Here is a 23609-nt window from a genome sequence, read left to right on the forward strand (position 1 = left end):
AATAAGAGTTAACATATTTTCAGTTTATATATTTCGCGGAATAATACAAATATTGTCCTTATAACGGACCACTTCCACCTGTATATCATACAAATGACCTATGTTTTCCGAGATATAAACAGACTGATCTCCGCAAGCAAAAACCGTCCCTCCTTTCAACATCAAAGCTTTATTGCAAAAACGGGCTGCCATATTGATATCGTGAATGGTAATAATTACAGTTATCCCTTCTGCTGAGAGTTGTTGCAAGAGCTTCATTACTTTCATCTGATGGTAAATATCCAGATTGGCAATGGGTTCATCCAGTAAAAGAATAGAAGGTTGCTGAGCCAGCGCCCGGGCAATGAACACCCTTTGTTGCTGTCCTCCGCTCAGCGTATTCAAGGTACGCATGGCTTCTTCTTCCAACTCCAGACGAAACAATAACTCAGACACAAATTCCAGATCAGTCTGTGAAGGTTTACCGCTTATATAGGGTTTACGTCCCAACAATACGGTATCAAAAACGGTAAGTCCTGTTAGGGTTTCCTCTGTCTGGGGAATATAAGCCATGATCTGGGACAATTTAGCCGGAGAAAAGGAGGTCAGAGGGCGTTCATTAATTTCGATACTTCCCTTATTTACTTTTAATATACGGTTCATGCATTTCAATAAAGTACTTTTACCGGAACCGTTCTGCCCTATAATAGCCAGCATATCTCCCGTGTCTACCTCAAAACTGATATCTTTCAAGGCCTGAAGCTCATTATAGCTAAAAAAGATATGATTTACTTTTATTCGCATCTCATTTTCCTCCGGGTAATCAAAAACAGAAACAAGGGAACTCCCAAAAAAGACGTCAATATTCCGACAGGTAAAATAATAGGAGAAATAATCGTCCGCGCAACCGTATCGCATAAGAGTAAAAACATTCCGCCAAAAACAGCAGAACCTGTAATTAAAAACTCCTCATTGTCTCCTATACATTTCCTTACAATATGAGGTACGACCAATCCGACAAAAGCGATTACGCCGAAAAAAGACACAGCGATAGCTGTACACAAAGAAGTAACCACCAATCCGGCAATCCGGGTTTGCTGCGGATTAACTCCCATACTTTTTGCATAATCATCTCCTGAACACAATACTTTATAATCCCAACGTTTTATATAAAAATAAAGCATAGCGGGAAACAAAACAATTAACATAAAAATCAGTTTATACCAATCTCCCCGGCCTAAATCCCCGAATGTCCAGAAAACGATAGAAGCCAGTTGTACATTATCGGCCACATATTGCATAACAGCAATCCCTGCCCCAAATAAAGAATTGATAATTACTCCTGACAGAATAATTGTTTCCACGGAAGCCTGTTTCACTTTTATAATTGTTAAAATAATAGCCAGTCCCAATAAACTTCCCAAAAAAGCAGCGATCGTAACTAAATAAGGATTTGTGATCATAAACAAATCCGAAGAGCGGGCGATGCTGCTTCCCGCTCCGAGGAATACAATCCCGAAAGAAGCCCCAAAAGCTGCTGCATTGGAAATACCTAAGGTATAAGGGGAAGCCAAAGGATTCCGGAGTAATATCTGCATAATGGAGCCGGAAGTTGAAAGAATGGTCCCGGTTATCACAGCAGCCAAAACCCGGGGTAAACGAATATTCAGCAGAATCTGGTAGTCCAGCACTGCTCCTTCTCCCCGGAATAAAGCGGCTATCTCTCTTCCCCCAATCCAGTGGGAACCAGCCATCAGGGCCATTCCTCCTATCAGAACCAACAATATTAAAATAAAAAGAATAAATCGTTTATTACGCGCCCGGTAACGTTTATATTGAATTAATACCTCATCGCTCATGATTTTCCGTTAATAGGTTCTGGTAATCCCCCCATTTTTTACGTAATTTCTGACCGATGGGTTGTCCGACAAACTCTACCAGAATCTCATCCGTTTTATCTGTCATAGAAATGTCCTGAAACTGCCCGGGGAAAAGCACTTTCCCTGCATACCAGGCATTAATCAGCATTACTTCAAAATTGGTATGGTTGTTATTATAAGGCCAAAGAGAGTAGATCTGCTGATTCCGGTAGGCTGTTAATAACTGATTTAACTGTTCCCGGTTTTTAAAATCCTCGCATACCAAAGGCCAACCGGAGCAATCTATAAATATGACTTCCGGATCCCAATCGGCCAACTGTTCCCAATCGATATAAGTACCGGAAATCGGAGATACATAAGCAGAATCGATTGCAGAGGCAACGTTATCGACCCCCAGGAAACCGAAAGCCGCATAATAGGGATCAGTCGACGTAATTCCTTTTAAACCTTTATAAGCAATTCCTCCCACATATACCCGTTTACTTTCCCCTTTCTGTTGTGTCCTCTGTTGAAGTTCGGCAATCTGATCCTCTGTATAAGTAATCAGTGAGTCCACCCTTTCCCCGGTATGCAGCACCTCTCCGATCAAACGCAAGGACGCATAAAAAGTCTTCCGTTTGGGTCCTATATCCCCATATTCCAGCGTAATAACCGGAATCCCGGTACGCCTTTGTAAATCGTCTGCATCTCCGGTTGTGGTCGAAGACATAAAGATAACGTCCGGATGAACCGACATAATCAATTCCGCATCCCCTCCCATCTGCGGACCGATCACCGGTTTTTCCCCCAACTCGGGATAAGCCAGGAGATGGGTAAAGACATTCTCCCGGGTTTCCTGCTCTTCCACACCGCAAATAAAAGGAACACCTCCGGCATAGGTCACCAAACGGATAGCAGAGGCCCGTATACAAACAGCCCGGTTTACGGTGTCCGGAATAATAACTTCTCTCCCCAGTGCATCTGTCACTTTACGGGTAGAAGCAACATTTTTTCCTGATTTTGCATTACAGCCAAATACGAGTAATAACAGGAAAATATAATAAAATTTTCTCATTTTGATAGATGGATTGCTAGTTTAACATTCATCAGTCTGCCTGCAGACCTATAATCTTTGGTATTCATATGACGGTTATCGAAAACATTGATCATCTCTCCTCCCACATACAAACGGCGTTTAAAAAACCATTTGGAAAGCTGGATATCCCAGGTTGAAAATCCGGCAATCGAAGCCTGATTGTCTTCCGTCGTATATTGTTTCGTTTTATAGCGTCCCCGGAGGGTGGCATCTACTATACCTCCAGTCCACATCAAGGCTCCTTTCACCTGATGTTTGGGGGCATAAGTCAGTACCTTATTATTTAATTCCGGACGCTCGTCAAACTCCTTTACTTTCGACTCATTATAAGAATAATTCAGATTGACCGCCAATCCGAAAGAAGAATTATAGTTCAGATCGGTCTCTATCCCTTTTACGTGTACTTTAGAGATATTCTGACGTTGGTAAATATCTTGTTTTCCCCATAATTTTTCTCCCGTAGCGACATAATACAGAAAATCTTTTCCTTCTGCATAATAGAGTGAAGGGGCCAGTGACAAATTCCGGAAAATATAAAAAGTCCCACCGATTTCATAATTATCCAATGTCTCCGGTCCCAAAGCGGGATTGGCAATTTTAGGTCCGATCCACATCCAGCCGGAACGGCATAAATCGTCCAGAATAGAAGCGCGGAACCCCTGTGAATAGGAAACATAAGCGGAAACACGTTTACCCGGATTAAAACGTAAGGCTACCCGGGGAGAAATATGTTCCCAACGATTATTTTTCAAATTTCCGTTGTAAGTATCGAAATCGGCAACTGCGTCCCCTGTCGCTTCGAACCATCCCTCATGGAAAAAAGCATTATCGTAACGAACAGCAAGTTGTAGCCAGAATTTTTCCTTTAAAAAAGAAAACTCTTCCTGAGCAAATACGGCAACAAAAGTCATTGTCCCGCGGTTTAAAACTTTATCCGGTGAAGTCACATAATGGTCTCCTCCATCTACGCTCCCCTCTTTATATTCAGCTCCTATGCTGAAATTATTCCGTTTCCCGGTAAAACCGATACTCAGGATCCCTCCCCAGTCATCCCGATGGGATTTTACGTCAAACCGCTGGTAAACCTCTTTTTTCATTCGTTCGTCAATACGAAAATAATTCTGTCGTTGAAAATAAAGGGCCATACTATAATGAAATTTCCGTTTTTCTCCGTAAAATCTTCCTTGCAGCCGGTTGTGATTGAAGTGGCGGTATTCCCCGTCCGGCGCCTGAATCTTTTCTCCTTCTCCCCTTTTGTCCCGGAATAAATCGCAGGCTAAATCGACATTAAACAAAGAGTCGGGACTGAATAAAACTTTTCCATAAATACCCCTTTCTTTCATAAACCGGGGTACACTATAATCCGGTACGGTACGTAAACTGTCGGGGATATTGTTGAAACCGTCACTCCGGTTATAATAACCGGAAAGAAAAACCGAAAATTTATCGCTGAGTTTACTGGATATCCCCAAACTGGCTAAACAGGTGTTCAGAGAGCCGTAGGATGCTGAAGCATTTACCGAAAGGGGTTGGCGGGCTTTTTTGCTGATAATGTTAATCACCCCTCCCATGGCATTATTGCCGTAGAGGGAAGATCCCGGTCCTTTAAAAACTTCTATCCGTTGAATATTATCCATATGGAGGCTGTTCCAGTTAACAGATCCTTCATCGGAAGTATTGATCGGGACCCCGTCAAACAGAACTAAGGTACGGCCCTGTTCGTCTCCGGATAATCCCCGTATGCTCACATTGGTATGCATATCGACTATTCCATTGGAACGGGTAGTATTTACCCCTGAAATCATCGTCAGTATATCGTCTATACTCTGAGCCGGGCTATTCTGTAATACCCGGGGGGTGATCACATCAATACGTCCGGGGCTCTGGCTTAAATTTCTAGCCGAACGGGATCCGGTCACCACCACTTCCTCCAGCCGCAGAGTCGTATCTACATCCTGACGCTGAGCACAAACCATCATAGTAAAAAATAAAAAAGGGAAAATAAAAAGATATTTTTTATTCATACTCATTCATTTAAATTTCTTAACTCATACGGCATCTTATTTGAAAAGTTTAAAATCGTTGATAAAAATTTTCCAAAAAATATCCTTATATGTATTTCATTTTTCTGACTTTTCTCAAATCTAAACTGACAAGAATGTCAAATACAATTAATTAGAACAATTTTCTGTTTATTATCATTAATAAATGAAACAAGTTGTATTCCGGAGCGTATAGAATCAGTGATACTTTAAAATCTGATTATTACACATCAGAATTTTCTTTTTTACTAACTAAATACAAAAGAATATGCACTTAACTCCAAAAGAAATCGACAAGCTTATGCTTTTGTCTCTAGGTGCCATTGCCGAACGACGCAAAGCAAAAGGACTGAAACTGAATTATCCTGAAGCTGTAGCTTACATTAGTTCCGCAGCTCTGGAAGGAGCACGGGAAGGAAAAACCCTGGAAGAAGTTATGACCGATTCCACCAAAGTTTTGACCAAGGACGATGTAATGGAAGGTGTAGCAGAAATGATTTCTCTGATACAAGTAGAAGCTGTTTTTACGGACGGAAGTCGTCTGGTCAGTATCCACCAACCTATTAAATAAAGAGCACTATGGAAGATAACAAAAAAACACAAGCACCGGCACAAGAGCCGATTACACCCGGGTTTACCCCTCAGCAACATGTACCTGTAGGGGGAGAAATCCTGTCCGATACTCCGATCACTTATAATGAAAACAGATATACGGCTAAATTAGTCGTACACAATACGGGCGACCGTCCCATTCAGGTAGGCTCCCATTTCCATTTTTTCGAAGTAAACCGTTATTTACAATTTGACCGGGCTGCTGCTTACGGGTGTCACCTGAACATTCCGGCTACGACAGCCGTTCGTTTTGAACCCGGAGACGAGAAAGAGGTCGAAGTGGTTGCTTATGCCGGCAAACGCTATGTCATGGGGTTCAATGGTCTGGTACAGGGGTATACCGGAGGCGAAGATGCCCCGACCTATTTCCCGGAACGTATCCGCGCCATCGCAAGAGTAAAAAAACTGGGTTTCAAAGATATCAATGAGTCACAGGCGGAAGCCGACTTCCAAAATAAACAAAAAAAATAAAGCATTATGGCAACAATATCAAGACAACAATATAATGACCTTTACGGCCCAACCGTCGGAGATAAAATCCGCCTCGGTGACACTCAGCTTTATGTTGAGGTAGAAAAAGACCTTTGTGTATACGGAGACGAAATTATGTACGGTGGAGGTAAAACTCTCCGCGACGGTATGGGGCTGGCTAACACCACCACTTCTGAAGGGGGGACACTGGACCTGGTTATCACCAATGTAACCATTATCGATCCTAAATTGGGAGTTATCAAAGCTGATGTAGGGATCAAAGACGGTAAAATTGCCGGGATCGGAAAAGCCGGTAACCCAAATACAATGCAAGGTGTTTCTCCCGAATTGGTAACGGGAGCTGCCACCGATGCCATCTCCGGAGAGCATTTGATACTGACGGCGGCGGCTATAGACGGACACGTTCACATGATTGCACCCCAGCAAGCCTACGCCTGTCTGAGCAACGGAGTGACCACCCTGGTCGGAGGAGGGGTCGGACCGACTGACGGTTCCAACGGTACTACCATTACTGCCGGGCCCTGGAATATCAAACGCATGTTGCAAGCCATTGAAGGCCTGCCGGTAAATTACGGTTTCTTAGGCAAAGGAAACTGCTCTGTCGCCAGGCCTCTTTATGAACAGGTTATGGCCGGTGTTTGCGGATTCAAGATCCACGAAGACTGGGGAAGTACGCCGGCAGCTATCCGCGCTACGATGAAAATGGCTGACGAATGGGATGTACAGGTAGCCATCCATACCGATACCCTGAATGAAAGCGGATTTGTAGAGGACACTATTGCCGCTATCGACGGAAGGACCATACATACTTACCATACAGAAGGCGCAGGCGGGGGGCATGCTCCGGACTTACTGAAAGTAGCCTCTTTAGCCAACGTACTGCCTTCCTCCACGAACCCGACTCTTCCTTTCGGAATTAATTCCCAGGCAGAATTGTTCGATATGATCATGGTTTGCCACAATCTGAATCCCAAGATTCCTTCAGATGTTTCCTTCGCAGAAAGCCGGGTACGTCCCGAAACACAAGCTGCAGAAAATGTATTGCACGATCTGGGCGTAATTTCTATGATTTCTTCCGACTCCCAGGCAATGGGACGGGTTGGTGAAAACTTTATGCGTGCTTTCCAAATGGCTGATTACATGAAACAAGTAAGAGGCAAACTGGAAGAAGATTCTCCCGACAACGATAATTTCCGGGTATTGCGTTATCTGGCAAAACTGACGATCAATCCGGCCCTTACCTACGGTTTCTCCGATCTTCTCGGATCGGTCGAAAAAGGGAAAATGGCCGATTTAGTATTATGGGAACCGCAATTTTTCGGCACCAAACCGAAATTAGTCCTCAAGGGCGGTATTATTAACTGGGCAAATATGGGGGATCCGAATGCTTCCTTACCGACTCCGCAGCCTGTATACTACCGGCCCATGTACGGAAGCTTCGGAAAGGCTTTACCGGATACTTGTGTTTCTTTCGTTTCCCGTGCCGCACATGATCTGGGAATTAAAGAAAAATACGGATTGGAAAGAATCGTTTATCCTGTACACGGTTGCCGTCAAATTGGGAAACACCATATGGTACTTAACGGGAACATGCCGAAAATTGACATCAATCCCGAAACATTTGAAGTATTAGTAGACGGAAAGAGTGCATATGTACCAACGGCTAAAAAATTCGCTTTAGCACAATTATACTGGTTCAGTTAACACCTATCCGTGAAGAGCCTGAAGCTGTTGAAAAAAGAACTCAACCTGATCTTCAGGCTCTTTTAACAAAAATCATTCTCCATCATCCTCTTTCAATTTTTAAAATCACCTTTATGAAAATATTCTCTGAAATTATCGGTAATCTCTATACAGACAAAAGCTGGACCGATAAATTGGAAAAAGCTAAAATCGAATATCTTCCTCTGGATCAGTGGACCGCCCAAAAAAGCCGTTTTATTGCCCGGGATGAAAAGGGTTCGGAATACGCCGTCGCCCTGAAACGCCATTCCCAGGTAGAAAACGGGGATATTCTGGAATACAATGCCAATGAAAATACAGCCCTGGTGATCCGCATCGAATTAAAACCCGTATTAATTATCGATTTACAAAAAATCGCCCGGAAAGAACCGGCAGAAATAATCCGCCGTTGTGTTGAACTGGGACATGCAATCGGTAACCAACACTGGCCAGCCATTGTGAAAAATACAAAAGTATATGTTCCCCTGACAGTGGATAAAAAAGTGATGATGAGCGTCATGGATACTCACCGCTTTGAAGATATTACTTACGAATTCCAGCCCGGTCAGGAGGTTATTCCTTTTCTGGCCCCTCATGAAATCCGGAAGCTTTTCGGAGGAAGCTCTCAGGAAATCAGTCATCTCCATCATCCTTCCGGAACTGAAACAGAAGTTCACCATCACCACTAAGATCATTTCAATTAAAATACATACCGAAAAATCAAAACTATGATCGATGAAATAACCAAGATGATGCGGCTTCTCGAATTTTCCGATTCCGCTTTTCCTGTAGGCACATTCTCTTTTTCAAACGGACTGGAATCGGCAGCATTTGAAGGCATAGTATACGACGCCGGAACTTTGGAGCAATATACACGGACAGCTTTAGAACAGACAGTATACAGCGACGCTATCGCCGCCCTGATCGGGTTCCGGGCTGCAGCCCAAGACAACTACCCGCTTATCCGCAAGGCGGACCAACAGATCATCCTTTGTAAAATGAATGCGGAAGCCAGATTGATGCTTACCCGTATGGGGAAAAAAATGGCTGAAATCAGTTCACAGATTGCATACAATCCTTTGATGGAAAAATGGCTGACGGACATCCGCCAGCACCTTACTCCGGGAACTTATCCCATAGCCCAGTCTATTTTTTTTCAGCAAAATGGACTGGGGGAAAAAGAACTTTTTGCAGCGATTGCCTATGGAATTATCAATATGATCCTGAATGCAGCCTTACGTTGTATTAAAGTCTCGCATTACGAAACCCAGCAAATTCTCTATAAATTATGCTCAACCGTTCATTCTGATTATGAAACAATAAAAGATATGACCTTTGATGACATGAGAGCTTTTGTCCCGGAAATGGACATTCTGGCCGCTATACACGAAAAAGGGAAAATGAGAATGTTTATGAATTAATAGCCTTATCAGAAGTTTTCAATTAAAAGTAAAACAACGGATATTCAATGATCCACAACACAATAAAATGATATGAGTAATACATGCAGAATCGGAGTCGGCGGACCGGTAGGTTCAGGTAAAACCGCCTTAATAGAAGCGATAACCCCTTATTTCTTAAAACTAGGTTTGAAAGTTCTGATTATCACAAATGATATTGTAACCACGGAAGATGCCAAGCACGTACGTAAAATGCTGAAAGGTTATCTGGCGGAAGACCGGATTATCGGAGTAGAAACCGGAGCTTGCCCCCATACAGCGGTACGGGAAGACCCTTCTATGAATATTGCCGCTGTCGAAGAAATGGAGGCCAAATTTCCGGATAGCGACATCGTCTTAATTGAATCCGGAGGTGATAACCTTACCCTGACTTTTAGTCCGGCATTGGTCGACTTTTTTATTTATGTCATAGACGTGGCGGCAGGCGATAAAATCCCGCGTAAAGACGGACCGGGCATCTCTTATTCCGACATACTGGTGATCAATAAAACGGATCTGGCCCCTTATGTACATGCAGATTTGGAAGTTATGCGGCGCGATTCGGAAGCAATGCGCCCCGGGAAACCTTTTGTCTTTACCAACTGCATGACCGGCGAAGGCATTAGGGAACTTGTCGGTTTGATCCGCGACATGGCCCTGTTCGACCGTATTTCCCAAAAAGAAGTAGAACAAATCTACCAGTAAAAACTCACTTGAAAAGGGAAAATACCCTACTTAAAATAAATAGCAACCGGCAATTCAGAAACCTATGATAACAGATTTCACACAATGCAGAGAAGTACATCCTTACCTGGCAGAACCGAAAGCCATGCGTGTCGGGGCTCCGGGTAAATGCGGATTATTGGATCTGGTGTTCGAACTTACCCGTGAAGGAAAATCGATTATGCGTGAGTGGACCCGGCATGCTCCCCTCATCGTACAACAGGAACTTTATTTCGATGAAGCAATGCCGGAAATGCCCTGTGTATATATTTTATCTTCCGGAGGTCCCAATATTGACGGAGACCGCTACGAAAATAAATTCACACTCAAACAGGGCTCCTTCGCCCATATTTCCACGGGAGCAGCTACGAAAATAGCTGAAATGGCCTATAATTTCTCCGGACTAAAGCAAAATTTCATACTGGAAGAAGATGCTTACCTGGAATATATTCCGGAACCGACAATTCCCTGCCGGAACAGTCGTTATATCACCGATACGGTAATCGAAATCGCACCTTCAGCCACTCTTTTTTACGCTGAGATTTACAACGGAGGGCGTAAATATTACAAAGACGGTGAGCTTTTTGTTTACGATCTGCTCTCCATTTGTACCGAAGCACACCGTCCCGGCGGGACTCCGCTTTTCCGGGAAAAGATGGTAGCTTCCCCTAAAGAGAAGAGTGTACGTCCCATAGGTATTATGCATCATTATGATGTATTCGCCAATGTAATCGTGCTCACCCCTGAAAAAGACGCTGCCGAAATTTATGCCAAAACTCAGGCCTTTATCAACCGGGACAGACGGCTGGCTGCCGGTATCAGTTATCTTCCGAATCAATGCGGATTAATATTTAAGGTATTGGGCGAAGAGACCCAACCGGTAAAAAGGATTGTCCGCGAATTCGGCTCTATCGTCCGTATGCAAATCAAAGGGAAACCTATACCGCAAGAATTTATATGGCGATAGGAAGACAAAAATAGGGGGAAGAGAACAAACGATAAACGCCTGATTGCCATGCAGTCTCATCCGGGGAAAATCCGTTCAACACATATCATAAAAGCTCAAACGAAAGTATATACCTTATAAACGAATAGCTTATGGAAACAACAACTACACCGAAACTACCGGCAGTCTTTTCGCCCGGTTTTTTCAAATTGTATTTTAAGGGAGCCGGTCAGGTAATGTTCCAGGGAAATGTCTGGACCGGTATATTCTTCCTGGCGGGAATTTTTTATGGGGCCTATGCTGCCCATATGCCCGCTGTCGCCTGGGGAGCTGTAGTCGGTACATTTATGTCCACGATTACCGGTTACTTACTGAAATATCCGGCAGAAAAAGGATTAGATGGTTTATGGGGATTTAACGGTATTCTCGTTGGATGCGCTTTGCCGACTTTCATCGGGAATGTACCTCTGATGTGGTTAGCCATCGTCATCTTCTCCTCTATGACAACCTGGGTAATGGTAGGCCTGAACCACCTGCTGGCACCTTATAAGGTGAGTTCGTTTACTTTCCCTTTTGTTTTAACCACCTGGTTCATCTTAATGGCGGCACGGATTATGCACGGATTACCAGACTCCGGTTTAGGAGCTCCCGAATTACCGGGTAATTTTTCAACTGCTTTTGACACCAGTTTTAAAAGTCTGGTCATTTATTGGCTAACAGGAATCAGTCAGGTATTCCTGATTAATTCATGGGTAACGGGTGTACTTTTTCTGATAGGTCTGTTTATCAGCAGCCGCTGGGCTGCTCTTTGGGCAGCTATCGGTTCGGCCCTGGCCTTATGTGTTGCAATCCTCTATCAATGCAACGGAGGCGACATCGCCAACGGCTTGTTCGGATTCAGTCCCGTACTGACAGCTATCGCTTTAGGCACCACATTCTATCACGTCAACTGGCGCACGGCAATCTGGGCTTTACTGGGCATTTTTGCTACTGTATTCATTCAGGCAGGAATGGATACCTTCTTTGCTCCTATCGGAATTCCCACCTTGACCGGTCCCTTCTGTGTCGCCACCTGGTTATTCTTATGGCCGCATCTGAAACTGGACAAAAAGATTTTACAACAAGGATAATCGAAAACAGTTCAAAAGTTTAAACGGGAAAATGTTCCCATCAACAACGAATGATCCGTACCCGATTTAAGCTATGGGATAACTCCCCGACCTGCGGTTCAGGTTGGGGAGAATAATCCGGAACTTTAACGCCGTACATCCGTTTTTAAAGATATCTGAAAAACGCCTGAACCAGTCAAATCGAAAAAAACTTCAGTCCACAGATTTTGCAAGTATAAAGCAAGGGGATTGCCCTATTTTTCCATTTGAGGACTGAATTAAACAGATCAGCGTATGTATAATATGGACAACATGCCCCTGCGCAGAGGGCATATCTGGATATTGATTATTGCCTCAGCCGGACAATTTTTCGGAGGTGTACTGGCCATATTAGTAGGCGTTATTGCCCCCCTGATTACCATGACACACCATCCGGAACTTTCTTCCTGGCTTCAGGGATTTATTTTTTCGGCCGGTTTGACCGGTATTATGCTCGGGTCACTGTTATTCGGCCGACTGAGTGACAAATACGGATATCTCTTTTTTTTCCGGCTCTGTCCCCTGCTTATCGTCGGCGCCTCCTTATGGATCTGTTTCAGTCATTCCATCGTCATTCTGACCCTCAATTTACTGATCATAGGATTGGCTATCGGCGGCGCATATGCCCTCGATCCTTCCTATGTCTCAGAGATTATGCCAAAGAAATGGCGGAGAACGATGTTAGGAATTTCTAAAGCATCTTCAGGTGTAGGCAATATCCTGATGATCCTTGTGGCATGGTTTGTCCTGAAAAACTCCTCCGATCCGACACTCTGGAACCGGCTTTTCCTTTTTCTCACTTTATTTGCGGCACTTGCTTTCCTGGCCCGGTTTTGGTTTGTCGAAAGCCCGGAATGGCTGGCCCTGCACGGGAAAGTTCAGGAAGCGGAAAAAAACATCAAACATTTTCTGGGAAAGGACGTCTATATCGGGGAACTGGCCAATAAAAAAGATCTGGCGGCACAGCCCCAGGCTTCTGCCAAAGACATATTCGCCCGTAGTAATATCAGACGAATTATACTGAGTGGCATTCCCTGGGGATGCGAAGGAATGGGAGTATACGGAATCGGTATATTTACCCCGGTCTTATTGCTCGCATTAGGACTGGTTCCCAGCGGAGAAAATCCATTTGAAAAAGTCGTGGAATCTTTCCGCTTTACCCTCTATATCAATCTCTTTGTCATGCTGGGTTTTATTTTAGGCCTCACTGTCGTAAGGCGGCTTAACATTATTCATACTCAATACATAGGTTTTTTTATTTGCGCTGCAGGACTCCTTGTCACCTTATTGGGCTATCTATACCACACCTCTCCCGGCATCACTTTAGGAGGATTTCTGTTGTTCGAACTGGCACTCAATGCCGGACCACATTTGTCCACCTTTGAACTTCCAAGCCGAATTTATAGCCTCCAGGAAAGGGCAAGCGGTGAAGGAATCGCTTCAGCCCTGGGAAAATTAGGAGCCATTATCGCCACTTTTATTATTCCTCCCCTGTTAAAACTAGGGGGAGGTCAACTGGTACTGATTGTTGCAATCGCCATATTATTGACCGGAGGAATCATCACCTGGATTGTCGGTCCGAAAGTCTTAAAACAGACAAACAAAAGCTGAAAAGAAAAGAATAAAAGCTAAAATGAAGGAAAAAATAAAATAATTGTTGAATTTAAAAATAACAGATTATGTTTAAAGCAATGTTAATCGCAGGAGCAGGGGGATTTATCGGAACCTGCCTCCGGTATCTGGTGGGAAAACTTGCCCATTATATGTTTACTTCCCCTTTTCCCTGGGGCACTTTTGCCGTCAATATTATCGGAAGTTTTGTCATTGGTATTTTCTTCGGAATGGCAGAGAAGGCCCATCTGATCTCCGCCAATATGAATATATTCCTCATCACCGGTTTTTGCGGAGGTTTCACTACCTTTTCCTCTTTCGCCGACGATATGTTTTTACTGATACAAAACAAACACTGGGGATATTTTTCCACTTATCTGATTTTAAGTATTGTATTAGGTATTGTATTGGTATGGCTGGGCCGTAGCCTTATCAAAGCCGCATAAAAAACGGTTTTTCACTCTGCTTCCGGCAATTATCCGGGAAATTGTTTTTCAGCTAACAGAGTAATATACTCCAAGGTAAGCCGTTTGATTTTTTACTGATTAACGAAACTTCCGTTCCTGACCCCTCATTTTATCAGAAACGGAAGTTTTATTATCAGGGAACCGTCAGATGAAAATAAACCGGAAGGGAAGCAACAGTAAACCGAAAGAGACTTTCCGAGAGATTGAATTTTAATGGATCATTCCGGTTGTATCCCTTATTGAATCTGAATCTTTTCTATCGGTTGTACAGGATGAGAATCTAACGGATGGGACTGGTACTTTACTTTACTAAAATCAATATCTTCCATAGCAATGCAACGTATGGTATTATTATAGGCTGTTTTATAATATATTTTCCGGTTTGTCAGGTCTACTACCGAAGTCCATTGGGTAGCACTGGGAATATCCGGAGCTTTCCCCAGAGGATGTTCAATCCCAATGGGAATATCGAAATTATTCAGTATGTGAAAAGCCTGTAAAACCGTTGCTTCAGCCGTTTGCAAACGAGGTGCCGTAGCTTTGTAAAAGGCAGCTCTTACAAAACGGGACGGAGGAGTAACATCTCCCGGCATACCCAGAAATCCCGAGCCTGCGCCAAAAGCCTTCAGGGTCAATCCGGATAACTGCTGCGGCGGAGCTCCTCCCGGATAAAGATTGACATAATTATTTAAGTTCGTCAGCTGCCACGGAAAACCGGGTGAATTCGTCAATACACCTATTTCATTTTCGTAAAAATGAGGTTTTCCGTCTACAATTTCCAATACAACCTGTTTCCCTGCAGCATCTCCGATCCGCCAATGTACCGTAGAAGTTGTGCCGGGTTCGTCCAATCCGATAATCCTGATTTTTCCAACGGCAGTCTTGACCTCTTCTATACTGGCAAAGCGGGACAAGATCCAGGTGACGAACTGTAAGTCATTTATTGTCTTTTCCCTTTGTGCCGCATCATAGGTTTCATAACTTCCGTAACGGGGGAAATAAAATAAACCTGCCGAAAGCCCCGCTTCATTCAGGCCTTCAGCAATAAACTCTTTCTGAATAATGGCAAGCCCCACTACCCCGTACTGAACTTCAAATGTCAAACCATTTTTTCCGTCAGGAGTATAAGCCGTCTGTTTTTCTCCTCTGGGCAAAATAACATATTCACTCGGAAGCATACTTTCTCCCCATTCAATGGTACGAGCCAGTATACAGGATCCGTCTTCAGACCGGAAAGAAATTCCGGTACAGGCTTCGGACAGGCTGAAAGAACCGAAGAGAAAGATTAGTAAACCAAATATACCTTTTTTCATAAAAATAGAACTGTTAGCTGAATACTTACACTTTATACGATAAACCTATCCCTAAAGTTAAATATTCAGCTAACAGTCCTTTCTTTATCGGTTTGGCCTTTAAAACAGCTGTTTCAGGAAACGACCTCAAATATAGTATGCCGGTCCCACTCCTGCCAATATTGGATAGCTAATTTCCGGACATATTGCCAGTTTTCTTCCGTATCTGCTCCGTATAATTCCACTCCCTTTTTCAAATCTTCCTGCACCTGTCGGGCATATTCCGGTTTCAAACGAAGAGTAACCGTCCGCCCTTTAAAGGCAAAAGTAGCTTCCGGGCGCCCCTGTACTTCCGGCAGGACGTGAATCAAGCCATGTCCTACCGTTCCTCCGGTACTGACCTGAAGCCCGTCGTTCAGGCAACTCACCGGAGGTTTACTACCGGCATAACTAGTCACAACGATATCGTCCACTCCCACATTAAAATACTCCCGGGCCCGTATCCCCATTTTTACTCCCAAAGTAGCATAAATACCCAAATGTCCGTGCAGTTCATTGGTCAGGACTGCCGCTCTCCACTCACTCGCCCCATAACGGTTGATTGTCGGTCCGATTACCGGCATTAAATCCCGGATATAATACTCTTCCGCTACAGGGAAATGATAAAATATTTTTCCCTCCACGTTTTCTTTTCCTCTGAATACAGCCAGTAATTGCTCTTCGATGGGACGGATCTGCTGTTTCGTATCGACAGAATACCATTCGATAGTAGGCGAAAGGGAATCCACCGTAAAAAGCTGGGGGGCAAAATGAGATAATACAGTCAATTCGTCCCATACCTTCAGATGTTCCTCTTTAACAGCAGAAACCAGAGGAGGAGTGACGTGGGCCGTCACAACCTTCTGAGCATAAGAAGAGGACTGAAGCTGCCCCAATTCCATCAGATAGAACATACTGACCGGTACAGAATCTTCCTCTTTCGAAGAGACCAGCCGCATCTGCACTCCACTCGCCATCACCTTTTGAGCGGAAAGCGTATCAATATTGTAATTTACATCCCTCATCGGCTGCGCCCCGCTATTGTACCAGATTACTTTATCAATTTTTCCGGCCAAACGGGGTTTTGCCTGCAGTAAATCCCCGACATTCGTCAACGGTCCCAAACAAATAAACGTTATTTTTTTGGGTTCCCGCTCCATCGTTTCCGCCATTAAATCCGTAGCAGACCGTTTAGAACTGTCCTCCTGCAGCGTATCACCCCAATTTATCCGTGCCGACATTTCCCGCCAGGCCGGAACCGGGGAACCCACTTCACGTCCGGCGGCCACCGGTATACCCTGATGATATAAACTGTTCAGTAAAGCTTTCACTTTTTGTTTCCCCTGCTGAGGTGTAAGAGCCCCTTCCGAGGTCGTAATCCCCAGAATCTCCACATCCCGGTTACCCAATAACATACAGATTGTCCGGAAATCATCCGCAGCACAATCGGTATCGATAATGACATAAACACGCGGCTTTCCGGAATGCGCCCAAGCTCCCCAAGCGATAAATAAGGCGATTCCCAGTAATAGAACTTTAAGTTTTGACATAAAAATGGGTTTATAATACGATATTATTATTTTCCGGCAACCTGTTAACGGTTAATGGACAAATGCAAGCCTCCGAAAAAGACCGCTCCCGGCATCGGATAACCGTTTATAATCTGATATTTTTCCCGGGTCAGATTCTCTCCTTTTGCAAAAATAGTAAGAACTTTCCAGGGTTTGAATGAAATTTTAGCATTTAACAATCCGTAATCCTCCTGTTTTACTTCTTTCCCCGTAGTCAGATAAAGGCCGTTGATATACTGATACCCTACATTTAATTGCCACCTTTTCGTGTGGAAATTTACATTTGCATACAATTGCCGCTCCGGAGCATTCAAAACAGGGACTTTCATATATAACCAGGAATAATTGCCTCCTATATCCAATTTAGAACACAAGGCGGCCCGGAATGCAACCTCCACTCCTTTATTCTTAAAACTTCCCGTATTGACATTTTTCGGATTTCCGTCAATTATCTGTGTCTGTATCAGGTTATCCCCATCCGCAATAAACCCGGAAACTTCTATATTCATTTTCTGCTTGAAAAAAGTATGTTCCAGCACCAGTTCGTAATTCGTTACTTCTTCAGGTTTTAAATCCGGATTGGCAGGTGCCCACATAAACATTTCCCGGATTGTCGGATTCCGGAATCCTTTGGAAAAGCTCGACTTGATCACAAAATTTTTCGTCGGCCGCAGGGCAAGTCCTGCCTGAGGAACCCATTTGTTTCCAAACGACTCATTGTGTTCCAGCCTTACGCCTGCGTTTAACGTAAGCACGTCTTTAAACAAATTCTGCTGCATAATCGCATATCCTCCTAAATCGTAAGCCGAGGTATCCACCATCACCTTGTCGGGAGTTTCTGTCAGAAAATGATTCCAGGCCTTTCCCCCGTACGACTTATAATCAAAACCCAGGGTAAGCATATTTCCTTTCCACATCCTCACTATCTGGTAAAAAAGAAGACCATAATTATAATCCCTGGAGTGATAACGGTAATTCAGGGGTTTCTCCCCTGCTTTGTATCCATCGTTAATCTCATGATAGCCCCAGTTATAAAAAAAGGATAAAGCCCCATCGCTATGCTTAAAATTATTCGCCAAAGTAAAAGAAGTCACTCCCCGGAGAACATCCACCGTATTGTCGAACATAGGGTCGGTAATTTGACCGGGATTCTCCGCCAGATAATCTGCTACACTTACGTCGGCACGTAAACTGAAATGATCCGACAATTCAAATCCGATATTGGCAAAACCGTTGGTGATGTGAAAAGCTGAATTCTCCCGGTCGCCATCTGTCCGGTCGTGATTTACAGACGCATAAGCATTTACTTTCCCCTTGCGTCCCCCGATATTGGCCATATATTTCTGCGTATTGTAACTCCCTCCCATAGCCCGGGCATTCAATGAAAACCCGTCCCGGATTTGCTTGCGGGTAATAATATTGATTACTCCTCCCATGGCATTTGTCCCATACAGAATGGAAGCCGGACCGCGCACAACTTCTACCCTTTCCACATCTGATGCTACGTAAGCGTCCGGCAGAGGATGCCCCATTAAACCCATAAATTGCGGATGTCCGTCAATTAAAACCAACATCTGCGTATTGGGAGAACCTCCTATTCCCCGTATGGAAATACCTCCTGCAGCTCCGCTGGCCACCCCGAAACCGGTAATTCCCCGCTCCGACACAAACAATCCGGGAACCCGCTCGGAGAGCACCGGTAATAAAGCGGATTCACTACTGTTTTCAATCTCACTTCTCCCCACTACGGTAATATTCATCGGAACATTGTTCCGGTTTACCAAAGTACGGTTACCTGTTACCACAACTTCATCCAGAATATTATGGCGTGCAATAGTATCTTTCTCTTGTCCGTACACTCTATAAAAATTCGTAGAACAAATCAAAAAAAGGACGATCAAAAACTTAGTCATCGATTGTTTCATATTTTCAACTTATTTCAATTATTATTTCATTTCCTCACTGATACGGGGAAAATAACATAATGTTTTTGATTTGTATAATTATTTTTCTATAATTTTTATAATAGCACCCGGGGACGGGGGTAGGTGCTAAATTATAAAAAAACAAAAAAATATGCCCAAAGCTTATTTAACCGGAAAAAAGAATAACACTTCTGGCCGGAAGGGGAATAACATCCCGCTGGAAAACGGAACAAAATTCCGATTAATACGGTTAATCATATCGGATAATTAATCCATAAACAATTCTGATAAATACCGCTCCCTGCCCTAATGGCATCCATTCGGAAAATAAATTTTGAGCCATTCTCTTAATAGCACCCGGGGACGGGGGTAGGTGCTAAATTATAAAAAAACAAAAAAATATGCCCAAAGCTTATTTAACCGGAAAAAAGAATAACACTTCTGGCCGGAAGGGGAATAACATCCCGCTGGAAAACGGAACAAAATTCCGATTAATACGGTTAATCATATCGGATAATTTATCCGTAAACAATTCTGATAAATACCGCTCCCTGCCCTAATGGCATCCATTCGGAAATAAGTTTTGGGATATTCCTTTCATAATTCGTATAAAAGAAATGAAAAATTCAGGTTTTCATTCTTTTATCTTTCTGTGAACAAATGTTCCATCCACCCAAAAAGTTCCTTCATTTGCCTTAAACTTTAAAACTACATAATTCGGATCGGCAGGTCCCAAAGGAAAATGTTCCGCAAACCAATCTTGCCAGCATTCCTTTTTTACAACTTCATCTGTAACGACCTCCACCTCTCCCGTCAAAGCCACGCTATTTCCCGAAGCGTAAAAACATAAACCACTTTTCGGATTCTGATTAAAATCCCTGGTTTTCAACGAGTCCTTCCCGGTAGCCATCCAAACTACCGAAATCCCATCCGCTTTTATTTTACTCATAGGTACGGGCCGGGGGTATCCTTCCCGATTGATTGAAGTAAGAATGACCACCTCACTTTTCTGTAACAACAGCATTGCTTTTTCTTTCATTGTTTCCATTTTAATACGCTTTATTTATTGATAGAATAAGACAAAAATAAAGAAAGAGAAAAGAGAACTGTTGTATAAAAACGACTTTTAAGATTTTCTACAAATGAGAGCTTTTTTCAGGAAAAAAGGATAAGAAAGAATAAGGAGTATTACCGGATAATCTTTTTATTTCTCTCGAAAGATGAGGAACATCATAATACCCTGCTTCCATTGCTACAGAAAGTAAATCTCCCGAATCAACTGTTCTCAATAAACGGACAGCATTTCTGAATTTAATAATGCAGCTATATTCTTTCGGACTAAATCCGGTATACCATTTAAACTGCCGTTCCAACTGCCGCTGGCACAAACAAAGTTCACCGCTTAATTCCCGGATTGTCAGCTTTCCCCCATATAAATTAATTTTCCTGACTGCATGCATAATCCGTCCTTCCGTACTTCGGTTTGTCGTTCGCAAAATATTCAACAAAAAGCGTTCGGTAAAATCTATCCGTCTTTTTACATCCGGCTCCTCACCTAATCTTTCTGCAAAAAAAACATCAAAAACCATCCCTGCTTCATTCATTTCCAGGCGTTGATCCCGCAATTCACTTACAGGAAGTTCTATAAACCGAAATATCCCACAGGGCCGGAAACGAATTCCGAACATATGGACCCGTCTGGCATAAGCCACTAATTCCGAATAAGTTGACATCGGTCCAATAAAATAAGAACGATAAGGCTGCATAAGTAATCCTTCCTTTTCCGGATTCACTGCTTCGTCTAAAGTAAAGATAACATCTGTACATCCATCAGGCAAAATATTCATGCGCATCCCGTATTCCGGGTACCCTTCCAACTCCCAATATTTATCTACATAAGGAGAAAGACAATTACCCGGCAAATATTCTCTATACATACTTCTATTTTGCGTCAAAGATAAGGATAAAAACAAAAATAAGAGCAGATGGAAGTGAGAAGATTGTAAATAAGGGATTTAGAAGAAAATGAGCGGCGTGAACGAAGCCTGCTCAAACTGTTGCAAAGCCAACTGGAACCGGAGTTACTGCTCTGCTCTGAGTGACAAGAGAAATTTAAGAGGTTTTCAAAAGCTGAATTACAAGCCCGATTCGTTCTGTCCCGGCTGCAAATAGACCCGATTTTCCGGTATTCGGGCAGAAGATGGCAAAAAAGTAACATTTCAGATGCGATTGCGCTGATATGATGCATTTTGCATATCAAAAAAACTCTATAACAAATAATTTTGTTCACTAAAAATTGTATAGTTATGAGATCGATATTCAAGGTTTCATTCTATCTGAAACGCAATATCCCCAAGAAAACGGGCTCATTCCGGTTATGTGTCGTATCACCGGCAACGGCAAAATTTCGCAGTTCAGTTGTAAGCTGGACGTGGAGGAAAAATCGGGAAACGTGAAGTCGGGGCGCGTATCCGTTCGGAGTATTGTAGTGTAAAAGGCCAACCGTATGCTGGATAAAATCCGTGTGGAATCAACCAAGCCTACCAGCAGATTGGCGACCATGATAACTATGTAACCACCGAGAAAGTGCGTAATGCCTTTTCTGGACTGGACATGAAATACTACTTACCGTATCCCGACAGCACAACGAGGACTATAAAAAGCAGGTCGGCAACCTCAAAAGCCTGCGCAGCTATTGGAAACACTGTGTCATTTACAAGCACCTCGCGGAGTTCATCGAAAAACGGTACAAGTGAGCGATATTGCCCTGAAAGACCTCACTCCGGCATTCATCACAGACTCTGCGAGAATTACAAAAACGGTATCAAAGTGATTGCGAAAAATGCCGTATCGACAGAAACGTCACGTAACATAGCGGAAGGCATAATACAATATTTTCCCCACTAAAAACAAGAACGTTACAGTGATTTATCAGCCAACAGGTAACGATTTAGAAAGGAGCAGTCCACATATATCTGCATCCTTCTGCACAAAACTTTAAAGAGCATCTTCAATACAAGGGAAGGGGGCGCTTAACCTTCCCCCTTCCTTTCCTTACCAAGTCCTGTTCAATGGTATTTTTAAGAAGGATCTTCTCCTTCCCTATTCCTTTTCAGAAATTACTTATTTATACATTATAGCCTTCCTGGCTCTTCCTGGTTCCATAATATCCGGCCCAACAACAAAGTATGGCAGCGACCAGCATACCGAAAAAAGAAATCAAGGCAGAACGGGCAGCAGCATTGGCAGCTTTTTCTGCATCTTCCAAAGCTTTGTGTTTTACCTTTTCCCATTCCTGTTTAGCCTTCTGTAAATCTTGCTCCAGATGATTGACGATCTCTTTCGCCCGGCTGGATGCTTTGTTGATCAGATTCATATACTGGTCCACAGTCCTGTCAGCTTCAGCTTTCGACAAATTCGTATTATTGGCAATAGCCCGGCTTACGTCATTGCGGTCGATACCTTTAGTAAATTGTTTTGCTCTCGGATCTAATAAGCAAAACCTTTCTTTTCGTTAGCGGTCTAGGATAAACAGGCAAAGGGATAGCATATTTTTGGAGGATTTCGATACAATTCATAAGAAACTCAAAGGGTTGATCCGTATCCATCCCATACATGTCTATTAAACCTACTTCAATAACATATATAACGAGTCGGTTAAATTCCTCCAAACGTTCTTCTGACAACTGTGCCAATAAAGAATCGGGCCAGCGAAGTGAAAAATCCCGTTGGTCTAATCACAAAATTTTAATCACAGAATATTATGACAAATAAATTATCACAAACGGAGGCTCTCCATAAAAATAGAAATATCAACGGTCGCCCCAGACTATCTGCTACCGAAAAGAAAGGAGATAAGGTGACGGTGAAGTTTGCCACTGCCGAATATTACTTCCTTAAATCAATAGTAAAGAAAGCCGGAAGGACAATCAGCCTGTTTGTCCGAAAGGCTATCCGGCAATGCGAAGTCAAGCAATGCCTAAACAGTATACACCTAAGTTATGTTAGCCAACTGACGGGCATGGCGAACAACCTCAACCAAATAGCTCATAAAGCGAATGTCGGGGGATATGCCACTGACCAGACAGAGTATCTAACCCTCGCTTCACGGATAGATAACCTGATAAACAGTATAATGCATAATTCCTGATTGCCCGTCACCACGATACTGATTATCCGCATATTCATCCGATGCTGAATCGAATTGATTATGATGGTAATCGTATCCCTAGTCGGGATGAGCGAATCCGTAGCACTCAGGTATGCAAGGAACTGACGGTTAAGCATAGATTACACTTCGCTAAAGGAAAAAGATGTCAAGGAATACCGTTTACGAGAACCGGATAAGACGAAATATGAGATTTATAATGTGCTTAAAAAATATACTCCAGAAGTGTCAGAATTAGCAGGAATTAACAAATAATTTGAAGCAGAAAGATATTGTTGTTGAATTCAAAACCAAAGGTAGTACCTTACGAGTTGAGGGAGTAAAGTCCAGCAAAAACTGCTATTCGTTTTCCGGCTCAAAAGTCGATAGGCAGTTCAGTTTTTCAAAAATTGATTTTGTACTACGGCAAAACGTCAGAGCTGAGCAACAGGATATTGGATCCTTTCAGCGCCGACTGTCGACACAATAGACACCGAAC

21 protein-coding genes and 2 pseudogenes are annotated in these 23609 nt (G+C 43.2%); 13 read left to right on the forward strand and 10 right to left on the reverse strand.

All coding sequences use genetic code 11. The annotated features are described in order from the left end of the window. Positions 1 to 24: 24 nt before the first annotated feature. The 4 genes from Q0465_RS04045 to Q0465_RS04060 are packed head-to-tail and all read right to left on the reverse strand — an operon-like array spanning position 25 to position 4958. Entirely contained in the window at positions 25 to 783 is a 759-nt protein-coding gene (locus Q0465_RS04045; RefSeq protein WP_298613162.1) for an ABC transporter ATP-binding protein, read from the reverse strand. Then, complete coding sequence (locus Q0465_RS04050; protein WP_298613165.1) at positions 774 to 1838, reverse strand: iron ABC transporter permease; 1065 nt, start codon at positions 1836 to 1838, stop codon at positions 774 to 776. The genes Q0465_RS04045 and Q0465_RS04050 overlap by 10 nt, the downstream gene beginning before the upstream one ends. After that, positions 1828 to 2913, reverse strand: a complete 1086-nt coding sequence (locus Q0465_RS04055) for an ABC transporter substrate-binding protein (protein WP_298613168.1) — start codon at positions 2911 to 2913, stop codon at positions 1828 to 1830. Before Q0465_RS04055 ends, Q0465_RS04050 begins: the two co-directional genes overlap by 11 nt. Further along, the gene (locus Q0465_RS04060) at positions 2910 to 4958 is read right to left on the reverse strand and encodes a TonB-dependent receptor (protein ID WP_298613171.1); all 2049 of its coding nucleotides are present in this window, start codon (positions 4956 to 4958) and stop codon (positions 2910 to 2912) included. Before Q0465_RS04060 ends, Q0465_RS04055 begins: the two co-directional genes overlap by 4 nt. Before the next feature lie 286 nt (positions 4959 to 5244). Here Q0465_RS04060 and Q0465_RS04065 point away from each other — a divergent pair, with 286 nt between their 5' ends. The 10 genes and pseudogenes from Q0465_RS04065 (at position 5245) to crcB (ending at position 14115) form a co-directional block, all read left to right on the forward strand. Further along, positions 5245 to 5547, forward strand: coding sequence for an urease subunit gamma (locus tag Q0465_RS04065; protein WP_009135872.1), 303 nt, complete (start codon positions 5245 to 5247; stop codon positions 5545 to 5547). 98 nt (positions 5548 to 5645) lie between these two features. Further along, positions 5646 to 5924 (forward strand): annotated as a pseudogene (locus Q0465_RS13670) (urease subunit beta); the annotation flags it as partial. Positions 5925 to 6065: 141 nt separating this feature from the next. After that, positions 6066 to 7784 carry an urease subunit alpha gene (locus tag Q0465_RS04075; protein WP_298613184.1) on the forward strand — a complete coding sequence of 573 codons (1719 nt, stop codon included), beginning with the start codon at positions 6066 to 6068 and terminating at the stop codon, positions 7782 to 7784. Between the two features lie 113 nt (positions 7785 to 7897). Further along, positions 7898 to 8491 carry an urease accessory protein UreE gene (gene ureE, locus Q0465_RS04080; RefSeq protein ID WP_298613187.1) on the forward strand — a complete coding sequence of 198 codons (594 nt, stop codon included), beginning with the start codon at positions 7898 to 7900 and terminating at the stop codon, positions 8489 to 8491. A gap of 39 nt (positions 8492 to 8530) precedes the next feature. Continuing rightward, positions 8531 to 9223 carry an urease accessory protein UreF gene (locus Q0465_RS04085; protein WP_298613190.1) on the forward strand — a complete coding sequence of 231 codons (693 nt, stop codon included), beginning with the start codon at positions 8531 to 8533 and terminating at the stop codon, positions 9221 to 9223. A gap of 72 nt (positions 9224 to 9295) precedes the next feature. Beyond that, entirely contained in the window at positions 9296 to 9946 is a 651-nt protein-coding gene (ureG, locus tag Q0465_RS04090; RefSeq protein ID WP_298613193.1) for an urease accessory protein UreG, read from the forward strand. A gap of 64 nt (positions 9947 to 10010) precedes the next feature. Beyond that, positions 10011 to 10931 (forward strand): urease accessory protein UreD, encoded by a 921-nt coding sequence (locus Q0465_RS04095; RefSeq protein WP_298613196.1) that lies wholly within the window; start codon positions 10011 to 10013, stop codon positions 10929 to 10931. A gap of 131 nt (positions 10932 to 11062) precedes the next feature. After that, the gene (gene yut / locus Q0465_RS04100; RefSeq protein ID WP_298613199.1) at positions 11063 to 12040 is read left to right on the forward strand and encodes an urea transporter; all 978 of its coding nucleotides are present in this window, start codon (positions 11063 to 11065) and stop codon (positions 12038 to 12040) included. Positions 12041 to 12313: 273 nt separating this feature from the next. Then, positions 12314 to 13669: an MFS transporter gene (locus Q0465_RS04105; RefSeq protein WP_298613202.1), complete on the forward strand. Its 1356-nt coding sequence runs from the start codon at positions 12314 to 12316 to the stop codon at positions 13667 to 13669. 68 nt (positions 13670 to 13737) lie between these two features. Beyond that, a complete protein-coding gene (crcB, locus tag Q0465_RS04110) occupies positions 13738 to 14115 on the forward strand; it encodes a fluoride efflux transporter CrcB (protein ID WP_298613205.1) in 378 nt (125 codons plus the stop codon). A 257-nt stretch (positions 14116 to 14372) separates the two neighbouring features. Here the strand turns inward: crcB and Q0465_RS04115 are convergent, their stop codons facing one another. The 5 genes from Q0465_RS04115 to Q0465_RS04135 all read right to left on the reverse strand — a co-directional run bounded on the left by Q0465_RS04115 (position 14373) and on the right by Q0465_RS04135 (position 20900). Beyond that, positions 14373 to 15449, reverse strand: a complete 1077-nt coding sequence (locus Q0465_RS04115) for a choloylglycine hydrolase family protein (protein ID WP_298613208.1) — start codon at positions 15447 to 15449, stop codon at positions 14373 to 14375. A gap of 113 nt (positions 15450 to 15562) precedes the next feature. Further along, complete coding sequence (locus Q0465_RS04120) at positions 15563 to 17017, reverse strand: nucleoside hydrolase (protein WP_298613210.1); 1455 nt, start codon at positions 17015 to 17017, stop codon at positions 15563 to 15565. A 44-nt stretch (positions 17018 to 17061) separates the two neighbouring features. Then, the gene (locus Q0465_RS04125) at positions 17062 to 18963 is read right to left on the reverse strand and encodes a TonB-dependent receptor (protein ID WP_298613213.1); all 1902 of its coding nucleotides are present in this window, start codon (positions 18961 to 18963) and stop codon (positions 17062 to 17064) included. Positions 18964 to 19597: 634 nt separating this feature from the next. Further along, positions 19598 to 20011 carry a pyridoxamine 5'-phosphate oxidase family protein gene (locus Q0465_RS04130; RefSeq protein WP_298613216.1) on the reverse strand — a complete coding sequence of 138 codons (414 nt, stop codon included), beginning with the start codon at positions 20009 to 20011 and terminating at the stop codon, positions 19598 to 19600. 88 nt (positions 20012 to 20099) lie between these two features. Continuing rightward, positions 20100 to 20900: an AraC family transcriptional regulator gene (locus tag Q0465_RS04135; protein WP_298613219.1), complete on the reverse strand. Its 801-nt coding sequence runs from the start codon at positions 20898 to 20900 to the stop codon at positions 20100 to 20102. Between the two features lie 369 nt (positions 20901 to 21269). Here Q0465_RS04135 and Q0465_RS04140 point away from each other — a divergent pair. Continuing rightward, positions 21270 to 21763 (forward strand): annotated as a pseudogene (locus Q0465_RS04140) (Arm DNA-binding domain-containing protein); the annotation flags it as partial. Between the two features lie 327 nt (positions 21764 to 22090). Here Q0465_RS04140 and Q0465_RS04145 read toward each other — a convergent pair. Then, on the reverse strand, positions 22091 to 22378 hold the full coding sequence (locus tag Q0465_RS04145; protein ID WP_298613222.1) for a hypothetical protein: 288 nt from the start codon (positions 22376 to 22378) through the stop codon (positions 22091 to 22093). A gap of 348 nt (positions 22379 to 22726) precedes the next feature. On the opposite strand from Q0465_RS04145, the gene mobC reads away from it, so the two are divergent. Next, positions 22727 to 23113 (forward strand): plasmid mobilization relaxosome protein MobC, encoded by a 387-nt coding sequence (gene mobC / locus Q0465_RS04150; protein ID WP_298613224.1) that lies wholly within the window; start codon positions 22727 to 22729, stop codon positions 23111 to 23113. A gap of 41 nt (positions 23114 to 23154) precedes the next feature. Next, positions 23155 to 23310 (forward strand): hypothetical protein, encoded by a 156-nt coding sequence (locus Q0465_RS13675; RefSeq protein ID WP_367274300.1) that lies wholly within the window; start codon positions 23155 to 23157, stop codon positions 23308 to 23310. The last annotated feature ends 299 nt before the right edge of the window (positions 23311 to 23609 follow it).

Source organism: uncultured Odoribacter sp., assembly GCF_937966165.1.
Classification (GTDB): domain Bacteria; phylum Bacteroidota; class Bacteroidia; order Bacteroidales; family Marinifilaceae; genus Culturomica.